Source organism: Thermobaculum terrenum ATCC BAA-798, assembly GCF_000025005.1.
GTDB lineage: Bacteria > Chloroflexota > Chloroflexia > Thermobaculales > Thermobaculaceae > Thermobaculum > Thermobaculum terrenum.
Map to the genome: position 1 here is coordinate 1,630,901 of NC_013525.1, position 14,431 is coordinate 1,645,331.

12 protein-coding genes are annotated in these 14,431 nt (G+C 45.6%); 6 read left to right on the top strand and 6 right to left on the bottom strand.

Annotated elements, in window-relative coordinates; genetic code table 11:
* The first annotated feature begins 45 nt into the window (after positions 1–45).
* On the top strand, positions 46–675 hold the full coding sequence (locus tag TTER_RS16385; RefSeq protein ID WP_169302649.1) for a YesL family protein: 630 nt from the start codon (positions 46–48) through the stop codon (positions 673–675).
* On the opposite strand, the gene TTER_RS07650 is transcribed toward TTER_RS16385, so the two are convergent.
* From TTER_RS07650 to TTER_RS07660, 3 genes are read right to left on the bottom strand one after another with little or no spacing between them, the layout of a single operon-like run.
* Positions 670–3,132 (bottom strand): alpha-mannosidase, encoded by a 2,463-nt coding sequence (locus TTER_RS07650; protein WP_012875444.1) that lies wholly within the window; start codon positions 3,130–3,132, stop codon positions 670–672. The two genes, TTER_RS16385 and TTER_RS07650, sit on opposite strands and share 6 nt — an antisense overlap.
* 26 nt (positions 3,133–3,158) lie before the next feature.
* The gene (locus TTER_RS07655) at positions 3,159–3,533 is read right to left on the bottom strand and encodes a hypothetical protein (RefSeq protein WP_012875445.1); all 375 of its coding nucleotides are present in this window, start codon (positions 3,531–3,533) and stop codon (positions 3,159–3,161) included.
* Positions 3,534–3,555: 22 nt separating this feature from the next.
* The gene (locus TTER_RS07660; RefSeq protein WP_012875446.1) at positions 3,556–5,424 is read right to left on the bottom strand and encodes a heme o synthase; all 1,869 of its coding nucleotides are present in this window, start codon (positions 5,422–5,424) and stop codon (positions 3,556–3,558) included.
* Between the two features lie 329 nt (positions 5,425–5,753).
* On the opposite strand from TTER_RS07660, the gene TTER_RS07665 reads away from it, so the two are divergent.
* The 5 genes from TTER_RS07665 to TTER_RS07685 are packed head-to-tail and all read left to right on the top strand — an operon-like array spanning position 5,754 to position 11,334.
* Positions 5,754–6,194: a cytochrome c maturation protein CcmE gene (locus TTER_RS07665; RefSeq protein ID WP_012874192.1), complete on the top strand. Its 441-nt coding sequence runs from the start codon at positions 5,754–5,756 to the stop codon at positions 6,192–6,194.
* Complete coding sequence (locus tag TTER_RS07670) at positions 6,191–8,248, top strand: heme lyase CcmF/NrfE family subunit (RefSeq protein WP_012875447.1); 2,058 nt, start codon at positions 6,191–6,193, stop codon at positions 8,246–8,248. The genes TTER_RS07665 and TTER_RS07670 overlap by 4 nt, the downstream gene beginning before the upstream one ends.
* Positions 8,235–8,759 carry a cytochrome c-type biogenesis protein gene (locus TTER_RS14770; protein WP_012875448.1) on the top strand — a complete coding sequence of 175 codons (525 nt, stop codon included), beginning with the start codon at positions 8,235–8,237 and terminating at the stop codon, positions 8,757–8,759. The genes TTER_RS07670 and TTER_RS14770 overlap by 14 nt, the downstream gene beginning before the upstream one ends.
* Positions 8,753–10,147 (top strand): zinc-ribbon domain-containing protein, encoded by a 1,395-nt coding sequence (locus TTER_RS07680; RefSeq protein WP_012875449.1) that lies wholly within the window; start codon positions 8,753–8,755, stop codon positions 10,145–10,147. Before TTER_RS14770 ends, TTER_RS07680 begins: the two co-directional genes overlap by 7 nt.
* The gene (locus TTER_RS07685) at positions 10,132–11,334 is read left to right on the top strand and encodes a carboxypeptidase-like regulatory domain-containing protein (RefSeq protein WP_148211920.1); all 1,203 of its coding nucleotides are present in this window, start codon (positions 10,132–10,134) and stop codon (positions 11,332–11,334) included. Before TTER_RS07680 ends, TTER_RS07685 begins: the two co-directional genes overlap by 16 nt.
* Before the next feature lie 4 nt (positions 11,335–11,338).
* Here TTER_RS07685 and TTER_RS07690 read toward each other — a convergent pair whose 3' ends face one another.
* Genes TTER_RS07690 through TTER_RS07700 form a run of 3 tightly spaced genes read right to left on the bottom strand, consistent with a single transcriptional unit; the run spans position 11,339 to position 14,339 of the window.
* Positions 11,339–12,238, bottom strand: a complete 900-nt coding sequence (locus TTER_RS07690; protein ID WP_012875451.1) for an N-acetylglucosamine kinase — start codon at positions 12,236–12,238, stop codon at positions 11,339–11,341.
* Positions 12,231–13,154, bottom strand: coding sequence for an N-acetylmuramic acid 6-phosphate etherase (gene murQ, locus TTER_RS07695; RefSeq protein WP_012875452.1), 924 nt, complete (start codon positions 13,152–13,154; stop codon positions 12,231–12,233). Before murQ ends, TTER_RS07690 begins: the two co-directional genes overlap by 8 nt.
* 18 nt (positions 13,155–13,172) lie before the next feature.
* Entirely contained in the window at positions 13,173–14,339 is a 1,167-nt protein-coding gene (locus TTER_RS07700; RefSeq protein ID WP_012875453.1) for an exo-beta-N-acetylmuramidase NamZ family protein, read from the bottom strand.
* Positions 14,340–14,431 lie beyond the last annotated feature (92 nt).

The window sequence follows — 14,431 nt, forward strand, 5'->3', positions numbered from 1 at the left end:
CTACACAAGCAAAATATCGTTATTTATTGTAAGATTATGAACACTATGAACGTCACCGAAAATCGAATCTATAAAGCCCTTGAAGTATTAGCTAACTTCCTGTTTCTAAATGTGCTTTGGCTATTTGTTGCTGCCCCAATTTTCACTATCTTTCCTGCAACTACCGCTTTGTTTGGAGTGGTAAAGGACTGGATTACTGGCAAAGACAATGGTTTCTTCTTTCCTTTTCTGAGACACCTAAGAAAAGAGTTCTTACAGAGCTTGTTTATAGGTGCTTTTTGGATCCCACTAGGATTAATACTGCTCCTGGACATATACGCAATATATCATATGACAGGAATAATCAAACTACTCCTAATACCATTTACCAGCATAATTTGCTTGTTGTATCTAGCGGCATCTGTATACATTTTCCCGGTAGCAGTGACTTATAGACTCAAATCCTTGCACATCATACGCAACTCTTTGCTCTATGCTCTCAGCTATCCACATATGACTTTTGTCAACATTTTGATAGCAACATGCATTGTCTACCTAGCCTGGCTTCTACCTCTCAGCGTACTAATAACTCCAAGTGTAGGAGCTTACACTATGTATCTACTTTGCAATAATGTATTCCTGAAGGTTGAGAGAATCCGAGGTCTCAGTCGCTCAGAGGAAGAAATAAAATCATGAATTCCCCTCGGCGAACTCCAGCAAGTTAACCTCTTCAAACTGTTTGCTCTCAGGATCTATCTTAATGGTCTTGATCTCATAAGGTGCGAACTGTAATTCAATATCTAGATCTAACATGAAAAGTCTTACTCTGGCAGTAACCACTTCTCCATTAGTCTCATAGGCCCTCAAGATATATCCATATCCATCCTCGGCCCTCTTAAGCACGCTGACGATCACATTACTCGGCGAAACTTCCATAGCCGAATAGGTGGGTGGGAGGACTCCAGGGTGAAAGGACTCAAAAATGGCGATAGGAGGTTGATTGAGTAATGCAGCAGCGAGAGGAGTGCGGGCATCTCGCCAGCTACCGCTATGAGGTAGTAGTGTGTATCTAAATCTCTGCATCCCCTGATCTATGTAGGAGTAAGAAACGTCAGGATTTAGCTCAGCAGGTACATGGTGAGCATAAACAGGACTTCTCAGGACTGTGATTGCGAATGCATTATCGAACGCACTGTAGCTGTACTTACAGTCATTGATCAAGCTCAAACCATACTCTTGTCCAGACTCCAACACACCAGATATATCTACCCATGATTGTCCTGGTTCCTCCTCTCCATTAAGAGGACGGGTAATATGCCCATAAGGGATCTCATATGTCACATAATCAGCGTTCCAATTCACCGGGAAGGCAAGCTTGAGCAACTTATGCTTTTCTCGCCAATCTACCACAACATTCACATCGATCTGATCTCTCCAAGGATACAGAGTAAATTCTTGTACTAATAGGGAACTCCCATAATGACTTTCAGTCCTAATTACGGACTTAACACTTCCATGTTCAACCAGCTTGCTTCCGGCTAGTTCAAATCTTCCACATATGTCATCAAACTTGAAGACTCCATGGCTCCAAGTATCAGAGTTGTCGGCTATAACCAGTGGGAGTGCGGCTGTTGACCTGAAGACCTCAACATTATGTCTTTTATCGAACAGCCTAGCTATCCCACCACAAGAATCGTCGACTTGCATGACAAAGCTAGGTGTTTCAATCCGAAGGTCATCAGCGATACAGTTTACCGGATTAGTATCTTCCTCAAGTGATTTGGAAGACCTTGGCTTGAGTGTATAGGTCTGCCACCCAAAGGCCGGGACATCAGCAACAAAGCATATCTTACGATGCGACATTGTAGTAGCATCGGGTTTAATGTATTGAAAAGGATGGCTACCTCCAGAAGCATCCACCAATTCGTACTGCAAGTCCTTTCTAAGGCTTGACTCTACTTCAACAATCTCTGAAATCTTCCAAGGATGAGGATTGAAAACAAATACGGCCTTGGAATCTTCCAGGCTATGTGTATCACCCTCTATATTGACCTTCCATGATACGGACTGAAGCGCTGCATTAAGGTTTCTATCTGCGATGCTAATAGCCTCACCGTAAGTATAGAGGGCATCCTCATAAGCAAGCTCTATGCTTGTGCCTGCAAGAATATCGTGAAACTGATTGAACAACACGTTTTTCCAGGCCCGATCAAAGTCCTCCGGATAAGGATGTCGAAGCAACAGATTGGCGAGAGAAGATACCTTCTCGGCAACTATCAGCCTATTCTCCGCCAATCTGTTCAATTTCTTGATACTGGAGTGCACAGAGTAACAACCACTGGCATGATGCTGAAGCTCATCCTCGATAACAGGAGACTCCTGAGCTAAGTCCGAAACAGCATTAAAGAACATGTTGGGAGAGCTAAATACAAGCTCAGGTAAATCTTCTTCGGATCCCATAGAGATTATGCTCTCTATGTTCCTTCGAGTAGGCCCTCCACCATGGTTACCAACTCCATAAAAGCACATAGAGATATCAAGATCCTCGTCTGCTATGCAATTCAATAAATGCTCTCGCAAATCTCCCCTGTCGGTACAGTATGGGTAAGGTATCCTATAAGCCAACACTGAACTACCATCAGGAGATTTCCACCAAAACAGCCTCGAGGGCAATTCCTTTTCATGCGGCCCAGGGCGCATGAAAACGTAAAACTGCATTTCACTCTTACTCAAGATCTGCGGGAGCATAATGTTATGCCCGAAGCTATCTGGGTTGTAGCCTACGCTAGCAGTGATGCCAAACCTAGATAGGAAATATCTCTGGCCGTATAGCCCTTGCCTGACGAAGGATTCTCCAGATGGCAGGTTACAGTCGGGCTCTACCCACCAGCCGCCGCAAATGTGCCACCTCCCCTCCTTTACCCTCTTCTGTATCTCCTCAAACATATCTGGATCGTTGCCCTCGATCCACTCATAGAAAGCAGCAGAGCTAGCTGTGAATATGAAATCCGGATACTCTTTGAGCCTATCCAGAGCAGACCTGAAAGTGGCTTTGATCTCTTGAAACCCCTCGTTCCACCTCCAAAGCCAGACAGGATCTATATGAGCGTTGCCCACCATGTAAACTATGCGAGGTCTGTGCGAGGAAGGCAATAGCTATACTCCAAATCTATGTTATCCTAGGCGCTAGCTAACCTAGATCTCCTCTCGCGAGCAGCAGCCATTTCTACCAAGGCCAGTGAGATTATGCCCAACACCATATGCAGGATTACCAGGGATTCGCTATAAGCTATACCCAGCATAAATCCCAAACCTAAAAGCAGAGGTAGTAGAGGGAAAAATCTGGCTGTAATCCTTATGCCATTGTTCTCGACACCTGGCTTGGGCCTGAGAGCGATAATGGCAAGTATCGCTATAACAAAAGCCAGTCCTCTATGTAACTCCCATATATGTTGGTTAAGCACGAAGTCTGATACTCTAGGACCAAAGAAACGAACTATACCAAGCAGAAGCTGTACATACAGACAAATCCTTAAGACCCAAAGAAGTTTCAACTTCTACCTCCAGAAAGGATTGTTATCTTAGGGCAATCAACCTATCGATAACCATGGCAGCATAGAGCATCGCCAGATAGATGTTCGAATACTTGAATACTCTCCAAGCCAAAGCTATCTCAGGATGCAGCTTGAGCTGAATAGCCCTGATGACAAGTAGCAGTCCCAAGGATATAGCCACAACAAGGTAAATATAACCGAGGGAATGGGTTAGGAAAGGTAAGATCGTGCTAAGAAGCAGCAGCACAGCATACTTCAGTATGCCGTTCATGGTAGCTTCCTGTCCTTTTACCACGGGCAACATCGGAATACCAGCTGCTTTATAGTCCTCCTGTCGAACCAGAGCCAATGACCAGAAATGAGCCGGGGTCCAGAAGAAGATAATCGCAAAGAACAATATGGCCGGCAGACCAACGTCACCTGTGACTGCCGCCCAACCAACTAACGGCGGAACTGCACCAGCGGCTCCACCTATAACTATATTCTGCGTAGTGGTTCTCTTGAGCCAAGCTGTGTAGACAAATACGTAGAATAAGTTTCCTAGTATAGCCAGTACCGCCGCCACAGGATTCACAAATACCCACATCTCAACCAGGGCTAGGATGCTAAGAAAAATACCAAACCAAAGAGCTCGTTCAGGACTAACCCTGCCGGTAACCACAGGGCGGTTCCTGGTGCGCCTCATCTTGGCATCTATATCCCGGTCCAGGAAGTTGTTGATGGAGTGTGCTCCACCTGTGGCCAAAATACCCCCAAGAACGGTCCAGAACATCAATCCCAGCAGAGAGCCTTGAGGTGGATGCTGAACAGCAGCTATCAGCATCGCAGCTATTGTGGGCACAAGCAGCAGAGGGATTATCCTAGGCTTCATCAACGCAAAGTAAGCTCTCACAGGTTCTGGCACCCTAGAGAATACTCGCCTTGACAACCCCTTAGAACCCTTCTTAATCTTGCTCGCCTGAGGCTCCCCTACCCAAATCAGGGTTACAAGAACTACAAGTGCTGCCCAAGTGGCTGCAGCTACGGCCAAATGCAACCCCTTCATTGCTGGCGAAGCCTTAGTCCAGATAGTGAACGCTCCTATGAATACCTGAGAAACATAAAATATGGCCAGTACATGTGTGGCCGACATTACCAAACGGTCGCCTCGCCTTTTTCTCCAAACCCCTATAGCAAGTAACAACATTAAAATGTCAGCCACACCAACAGCCAGACGATGACCAAAGTTCACCCATTGCAAGTAGTTTTGGGGAAGTATGTTAGCATCGCTACAATGGGGCCATGCAGGACAAGCTATATCTGCACCCTCTCCAATAACAGCCGACCCAGAGAAGAGAGCTATATACGTCCATATCAGAGTTGCAATAGCAAACCATTTTAACCATCCACTCTTCTCGCTGATAGGCACAGCGCCTATCCTAGCAAACAAAGCCAAGAGAATAGTCGAGCCCATGAGTATCATGGAGTTGCCCATATGGGCTGCTACCCATCCATGACCGACCTCAAAGATAACGGTCAGAGCACCCAATATAGCCTGTGCTATATAAGACACCGCGGCAAGGAGAGCAAAGACCAACAACCTACGGGGCTTTCGGAACCATAGTAGCGTTGAGAGCACTGTGAAAAGCATCAAGAAACCAACGAGCACAGCAAACAGCCTATGGTTCCATTCCACCATAGGATGAAACTCGAGTGGAGGAACCCACCGACCATTACACTTAGGCCAAGAAGCCCCACAGCCGGTGCCAGACTCGGTAACCCGGACTATACCCCCAAGGACTATAAGCATCCATACTGCGAAAGCGTTGAGTGCTGTTATGCGTTGGTACCAGTTTGGGGTAGTGCCATCACTATTAGCCCTATTGGCGAATAAGGTGCTCAGAACGCTCATATCTTGTATAGCCCCTTACAGCATGGTTATAAATACGCAAGAATATCATAAGGAAAAATTAAAGAATACTTTCCCTGTTTATCTGAATCTATTGTCTCACTTTGTGCCTACAAACACAAACTAGTAAACAGATCTCGTTCTATGATAACAGCTGCTAATATCGAGCACCCAGTAAACTGCAAAATTTCTATCTCCAAAGGGTCAATTAACTCTAAGCCGACACATTTTAGCTTCATGGTTATCATCAAGCTGAAACCTAATGTAGATACCGCATTAAATAGTTAGTAGACGAGATAGGGATGAATGCTGAAATTTGAAGAGTGAATTCCATGTGGTATACTGCCAAGGGAATGGCACAAGCTGTAGCGGTAGACACCACGAGGAGAAGAAACCTGGGACTGCTAGTTGTGGGACTGGTGGCAGCTGCCGCCATCCTCTACCTGGTGGTCTCCAACTTCTCGGCCAACACCGTCTACTACCTGAAGGTCTCCGAGCTGCAGTCCTCCTATCATGGGGGACAGGTCAGGGTGTCAGGCAAGGTGTTGCCTGGCTCCATCTCCAGGCAAGGAGACAAGCTCAGCTTCACAGCCTATGATGGTTCTGGCAGGATGAGGGTGGAGTATCAGGGTGTGGTGCCGGACATCTTCAAGGACAATGCTGATGTGGTGGTGGAGGGCACCTATGATGGGCAGGTGTTCCATGCCCACACCCTACTTGCCAAGTGCCCCTCCAAGTTCCAGTCCAAACCATCCCAAGGATATGCCCAGTGATTCCTTCTGATATAGCTTTCCTGGCACTAGTAATAGCTTTTGTACTAGCTGTATATGGTTTAGCGACAGGAGCATACGGTTCCTGGCTGCTGGCTAACAGCGAAAACAGGTTGTACAATAAGCTGAGGGGTAATCTACTTGTTAGAAGCTCTCAGCATGCAGTATTCGCAAATGCCTTTCTGGTTACTCTGGCAAGCGGGTTCCTGTTCTGGGCATTGTTTACTCATGACTTCAGAATTGCATACGTAGCCCAGACATCTAGTAGAGATATGAGTCCCAGTTATCTATTCACAAGTTTCTGGGGCGGGCAAGCAGGATCTCTTTTGTTCTGGGCCTGGATGCTGACCATCTTCTCAGCCATCGCAGTTTGGCATGCTAGAAAGAACTATCCAGAACTAGCTCCTTATGTAGGTTCGGTACTTCTTGGCATAGAAGTATTCTTCTTATTGCTTCTAAGCTTCGTCTCCAATCCATTTGAGAGGCTAGCGGTCGAAGCAGTTGACGGGCAAGGACTCAATCCGCTCCTCATGGACCCTGGGATGAGATTTCATCCTCCATTCCTACTTACTGGTTATATGAGTTTCTCCATACCCTTTGCCTATGCTATAGCAGCTCTCCTAACCGGAAGACTCGGCAAGGAATGGTTGCTGGCTATCCGAAGGTGGATGCTCGTCGGATGGCTAATACAAGGTATAGGACTGCTTATAGGTGCGTGGTGGGCCTACCACGTTCTTGGTTGGGGAGGCTATTGGGGTTGGGACCCAGTGGAAAATGCAGCTCTAATGCCTTGGTTAACCGCGACAGCATTTATTCACTCAACCATGGTCCAAGAGCGTCGCGGAATGCTCAAGGTATGGAATCTGGGACTCGTGGTTTTGACCTTCCTTCTAGCCATATTCGGTACTTTCATTGTACGTAGCGGTGTAATCTCCTCTGTACATGCTTTCGCACTTTCTAGTCTGGGACCATTCTTCTTCACATTCCTAGGTATAGCTACTATATTCTCGTTGGGGCTGATATTCTTCAGGTTGCCCAAGCTGAAGACGGAGGGAAGGTTTGATTCCCTATTGTCCAAAGAGGCCAGCTTCCTAATGAACAACCTACTGATACTTGGAATTACTTTCGCCACCTTCTGGGGTACTATATTCCCGCTCATATCAGAGGTAGTTAGGGGAGCAAAGGTATCGGTAGGTCCACCATTCTTCAAGCAAGTGAATGGTCCTTTGTTCCTGCTGCTGATACTCCTAATCGGCTTCGGAACGTTGTTAGCATGGCGGCGCAGCTCAGGCCACAAGTTCATACGTAATTTGGCACTCCCAGCAGTATCTGGAATAATAGTAGGATCACTTCTATTCCTACTGGGCGTACGAAAGTTCCCTGCATTACTATCTTTCTCTGCTATAGTGTTTGTTTTCGTAGCCACCTGCATAGAATTCTATAAGGCCGCAGCTGCTAGAAGCAGGAATACCTCAGAGCCATTTGCGATCGCTCTGGTAAATATAGTTAGAAGAAATAGACGAAGATATGGTGGATATATAGTCCACTTAGCTATGTTGCTACTGGCAGTAGGTATAACAGCCTCTAGCTTCTATCAATATGAATCCACGCGTACACTACAGAAGGGCCAGTCTATGAGCGTGGATGGCTATACCATCACAAGCAATGGCCTATACGTTATACAAAGACCAAGCGTCCAGGTAATCTATGCAGATCTGAGTCTCAGGCATGGGCAAGAGTACTTGGGTAACATACGCCCTGAGAAAAGGATTTATAAGAATTGGGAAGACCAGCCTGTCACCGGAATAGCTATCAAGACTCTATTTCCCAACCTAGATGATATATACGTGCTAATAAGTGATATAGACCAAAACGGCAACGCAACTATTAGGGTATTTATAAATCCCATGGTGGCTCTTATATGGTGGGGTGGTGTACTATTTGTAATTGGCACCCTAATATGTGCATGGCCACAGGCAAGGAGAAGCGTGGTCAGACAAAGGAGTACAGCTGCAGAGGCATTAGTTAATCGGGTGGGCGCGAATGTCCAGGCTTAGATTAGCGAATCTATTGATGGTTAACATCATAACTTTGGTACTACTATTAGCTCCCACATTTGTAATCGCTACCAAGGTATATGCTGAATCACAGCCTGCTAACATAGATGATCAGGTAAGACAAATAGCAAAAGACCTAAAGTGTTTAGTGTGCGAAAACGAGTCCGTGGCTGACTCCCCTTCCCCTCTAGCTGCAGATATGAGAGAGACAATTAAAGAGAAACTACTTGCTGGCGAGACTCCGGAACAGATAAAAGCTTACTTTGTGCAGCAATATGGCGAGCAAATATTGCTGACACCTCCAAAGGAGGGTTTTGGACTCCTTGTTTGGTCCTGGCCTATATTGGCCATAATCATTTGTGGAATAGCCCTATTCTTTGCCATGAATAAGTGGGTCAGAAGAAAATCTGTCTCTATAATAGAGAGCTCAAATCATGTATCAGATACCGAGATAGAGGACGCTGAGATTCTACAGGAGATCAAGGATCGAAGGGTTTCTGAACTGTGGTAATAGCTCTCGTTGCGTCAGTTATATTTCTGGCTGTAATAATCTTCGTGCTACAGCCATTATTTACACGTAAGCCCTCCTACGCATATCTGCAGGGCTCCTTGGGCAACCCTGAAGACTCCAATGTTCATGATATGGCATTGGAAGCTCTCGCAGATATAGAAACTGATTACAGGTTAGGCAAACTAAGCGAAGAGGACTACAGGCAACTACGCATTCAATATAGAGAGCTTGTTAGCGCTACGGCAGGATATAGCACAGATTCCGCAGAGAGTGATTTAGCCTACATCGATAGGCAGATAGAGCATGACCTTTCAATGATCAAGGCCAATCAACCCGTAACTGAAGTGCAAGAGTTGGTATGTCCAAGGTGTTCAGCCAAGGTAGATAAGGATGATCTGTTCTGCTCCAAATGCGGAGCCAAACTCCGGACGACATCAATTGAGACGACACCCGATTTGCAACCTCACCCCCATGCTACAAAGCGGGTTAGATTACCCTCCCTAGACAGGAAAAGAAAAGCCCTAATATCCATAGTTATAGCTTGCTTATTATTTGCTCTGGCGACCGCAGGCATTTACCTCCAACAGACAGCTAGAAACGCCAGCGCAAGAGCAGTAGGTACCATTCCATCGAACAATGTGCAGACTATAGCTACTTACGGTCCTGGTGATCTAGTGTTTGCGGGAGACGGTACTACTATCTGGAAGAGTACTGATGGTGGCAAGACTTGGGAATCCCTTTCCGGTATACAAGGTAACGTAACATCCATAGGTGCTATCGATAATCGTTTATTTGCTGTAGTCAACTTCCAGGTATGGACATCAGCAGATCAAGGCGACTCATGGAGTAGAATATCAAGCGCTCCAAAGCTAGTAGCTATTACTACTGATAGTGAAAGCTCAAAGATATATGGATTTGATGCAGAGGGCAACTTATATATAGGCTCGAACAATGGTACCACCTGGGATAAGACAACCGGTCCTGAACAAGCAGGAATCTCTTCAGCAACTATTGCATCCGTTGATCCTCTAGTAATCTTTGGATCTAGTCCCGCAGGTGTCTTTGTTGGGACACAAGGAGCCTGGGGTAGTGCCAACGGAACTGTAAACGGAGCATTACCGACAAAAAACGTGCGATACGTAGCCTATGATAGATCCAGTGGTGAAAGGGGTACTCTACCGAACGGAGGAAACATACAAGGAACGCTGTATGCTGCAACAGATATGGGGCTCTTCAAGTCTACCGATTACGGTACAAGCTGGGTGAAGATCGGATTATCAAAGGATCTAAGGGCCTTAGCTATTGGGGACGATGTCATGTATGCTGTAGACTCCGCTGGCAACATATACGTCAGCCACGACAAAGGGGTTTCTTGGTCAGGGAAATGAGAATACACGGACTTCGAATATTAGCTGTCATCGCAACCTTCCTTGCGTTCCTGCTAGTTAGTAGTGCAATTAGCTCGAACGTAAATGCTGCAGCAAACGGGAAGATAAGCGGCAGGCTTATAAATGGAACAACATCTCGCCCACTTAGTGGGTACTCGGTTAACCTCTATTGGACTGACGGACAAACAGAACAGCCCAACAAATCTACGAAGACAGATGCCAATGGCTATTTCGAGTTTAATAGTCTGCCTATAGGTGATAACTACAACTATGTAGTTTACGCAAAATACAAAAATGTAGAGTATACCTCTCAAAACATACAGCTAACTGACAAAACCCCCAGCCGCAAGTATGATCTCAAAGTTTATGAGACTACATTTGATGATTCTATACTTCGTGTTGAATCCGCTTCTTTAGTGCTACTAGATACAGATAAAACCACACAGAGAGCTTTCGTCCTAGAGACTTTCATGATCCAGAATCCTACAAATAAGACTTTTCTACCTACCACCAATGGGCCCAAAGGTCCTATGGGTCTATTGAGATTTTCGCTACCATCAGGGGCAGATCAACTAACAGGTCTGGGTAGATTGGCCAACTATCAGATGATTCAGACCGATAGAGGATTCGGCACAAACTTACCCATATATCCCGGACCTAATGAGGTAACTTTTACTTATAGCATCCCGTATAGCGTAGATCAGAGCAATTACAACTTTCAACTTACTTTACCCTATCCTACAAAGGAGTTCAGGCTGCTAGGGAAAGAGGGCGGCCCAAGCATAAGTTCTTCCCAACTAAGAGCTGGCGATCCTGTATCCCTTTGGGGCAGTAGATATAATCTGCTTGTCGGCGGTCCATTTCAAAATAGAACTACCCTGGATATCACGTTTAGCGGATTACCAGTAAATATATGGACTATAAGGCCCAACAACCCACAGATCTGGATAGCTACAGCGGGACTAATAATCCTGATGCTGGCCTCAACACTAGCTCTCATCAGTAGACAAAGCAAGCAGGTCTCGGAGCAGACTTTATACAACAAATTACTAGCAGAGCTAGCATCTCTTGACAATCAGTTATCAGAAGGAAAGCTAGATCAAGAGACCTATAACAAGGAAAGAGCAGCCCTCAAGGAAACCCTCATAAATCTAAAGAAGCTGCAGTCTAAATCCAGTGCTGCCTAACTGACTAGATATTTCTAGCAGCCAGAGCTGCCGCCAACGCAGGCTCTTGCACTACCTCAACTTGACCCAAATTACAATGTTGAGAGAGTATATCTAATACTCCTTCCCGAAAACTGGTGTTACCAACTAATAGCCCACCACACAGCGCCAACGGTACCACGCCGTCCGGGAACTCCAGCCGGCGTGCAAGAGGCAGAGCCAGCAAAGCTATCTCATGAATAGAATCAACTATTATCTGCTTTGATACTTGATCCCCCTCTGCGGCTGCCTCGAAAACAATCTCAGCCACAGAAGCCACCAAAGCCTTATCGTAGTTGTGATACACTTTTGGAATTATCTCTGAGGGATCATGTAAAGACCATTTATGCAGTATCTTATCCAGCAAGGAAGTGTTAACTCCCCTACCATCTGCCATCCTAACTGCAGCCTGTAAGCCTCTCCTACCTATATCGTAGCCGCTGCCTTCATCACCAATGATATGTCCCCAACCACCAGTCCTGTCCCTCTTACCATTCACATCAACACCAACTGCTATGGCGCCTGTGCCAGCTATAACAGCTACACCAACGTTATCCCTAAGGGCGCACAAACCTAGATCACCATCGTTGGTGATCTTTATTTTATCGGCAACCGAGGAGAGCGCCGGATACAGCGCATCGTAATCTTCGGGTCTATCAGTACCTGCGACGCCTAGCCATGCAGCCTTGGGCTTATCAGTAACGCCTGCTAATGACAGAGCTTCTGATACAACTGAGGTTATAGTGTGCACTACCCAGTCCAGACCTGAAACAGCATAATTGGCGCCTGCACCAGATTTTCTACTTAGTTCATTACCGGCAGCATCGACTACAACAGCAAGAGTTTTACTACCCCCAGAATCAACACCTACAAAAACCTCACTCAAAGCCCAACTCCTCCAGAACGTTTCTTACAACACCATTAGCCGCCTGAAGCCTTCTTCTAGCATCATCAAAGTCGAGTCCTGTCTTTGCCATTATTATCGCTACTTTAAGATTGTAGTTAGATCTTTTGAGGAGGTTCTCAGCTTCTTGCTCACTCACGCCTGTAGCTGCCTGAAGTATCGATACAGCTCTTCTCCTTAGCTTGGAGCTTCTAGGTTGGAGATCTACCATCAAGTTACCGTATGTTTTCCCAAGAAGTATCATGCTACCTGTACTTAGCATGTTGAGCACCATCTTCTCAGCAGTACCTGCTTTTAGTCGGGTGGAGCCTACGATAACTTCAGGACCAACCACAGGGGCTATCATGATATCCACTATCCTTTCTAATGGAGTCTTAGGATTACAAGCTAACCCTATAGTCAGCGCTCCCTTTTCCTTCGCATAAGCGACAGCACCAAGCACATATGGCGTTCTACCACTGGCAGCAATACCTACTAGTGCATCCATATTACTTACACCCAACTTTTGAGCATCAGCACGCCCTGCTTCCGCGCTGTCTTCTATCTCTTCTATAGACTTAACCAAAGCTTCCGGTCCGCCTGCCACCCAACCTATCACCATACCTTCTGGAGTACTAAAAGTAGGCGGGCACTCTGAAGCATCTAAAACGCCTAATCTTCCAGAGGTACCAGCTCCCATGTATATAAGCCTGCCGCCTTTACGTAGTCTTGCAGCTATCTCCTCTATAGCATGTGCTATCTTTGGCAGTTCTTTCTGAATAGCCAAAATTACCTTAGCATCCTCAGAATTCATTACCTGAACTATCTCTAATGGAGACATCTTGTCTATATTAGTAGTTGCTGGATTGATCTTCTCAGTCTCCAAAGACTTAAGTACCTGTTCAAGATCCTCTATCATAACCACTTCCTTACAAAATTACTGATAGAGCTGTACTTCCCGAAACCTATCTATAAAAGATAGTGCATCTTCTCTCCAAACTGTTACCAAATCCAGGAATTCACTATTAGTATTTGAGGTAACAGCTTTACGCAGCTTGTCACTACCTATCAGCAGGTCCACAAAGAACTTACCTTCACTGTTTTGTATCCATTCGAATTTTCCTTCATCCTGCAAATAAAAGGCTCTCAGCAGATACGCCCCCAATTCCACCTGCCTCAATGCGTATCGATCCAATATATGTACCTGTACGCCTCCACATGAACGGCCAGAATGTTTTGAGAACATAGGCGTAAAATATGTAGCTCGAAACAGCACCCCAGGAAACTCAAATATCTTTAGTGTCTCCAGTAATGCATAAGGATCTATCCAGGGTGCTCCTATATATTCGAAGGGTCGAGTTGTACCCCTGCCTTCAGATATATTAGTTCCCTCTATAAGACAAGTACCGGGATATAACAGCAAGGAATCCATAGTTGGTAGATTGGGAGAAGGTTGTACCCATACCAAGTCGGTATCATCATACCATAAGTTCCTTTCCCAACCTTCCATCTTTATTACTATAGGTTCTCTTAGTCCCAATTCATGGGCCAGTAGACATGCAGCCTCACCCAACGTCATTCCATGCAAGACAGGCACATTATGAAATCCAACAAAAGAAGTGTACTCCTTCTGTAGTAAGGGACCTTGAATTCCCTTTGGTGAGAGAGGGTTAGGTCTATCAAGAATTATTACATCTACATCGAAGAGTGAAGCCTTAGTCATTACCCTCAACAGCGTAGATGTATAAGTAGCATAGCGCACACCTACGTCCTGCAAATCAACAACTATTGCATCTATATCTCTTAGGAGTTGATCCTCTGGTTCGTAGGATTCCCCGTAAAGACTATATACTGGAATCCCAGTTCTAGGATCAACATAGCTGGATACTTTCTCGCCTGCCTGTACCTCACCTCTTATACCATGTTCTGGTGCAAGTAGCGCCACTAGGTCAAAACGGTCATCGGAAGCAAGTAAATCAACGATATGGCGCATATTCCTATCCACGCCGGTATGATTAGTCAGAAGAGCAATAGGGCGCCCTTCCACTGCCTCACTTCCCTGCGACAAAAGTTTTTCTAATCCTGTAGTGATTCGTCTTCTCATAAACTAAGTGGGTACCAGGATACAAAATGAAAAAACAACAAGTATGTTAGCATAATAGCATGAAACTCTAGGAACGATTTGAGGTTGTCTAG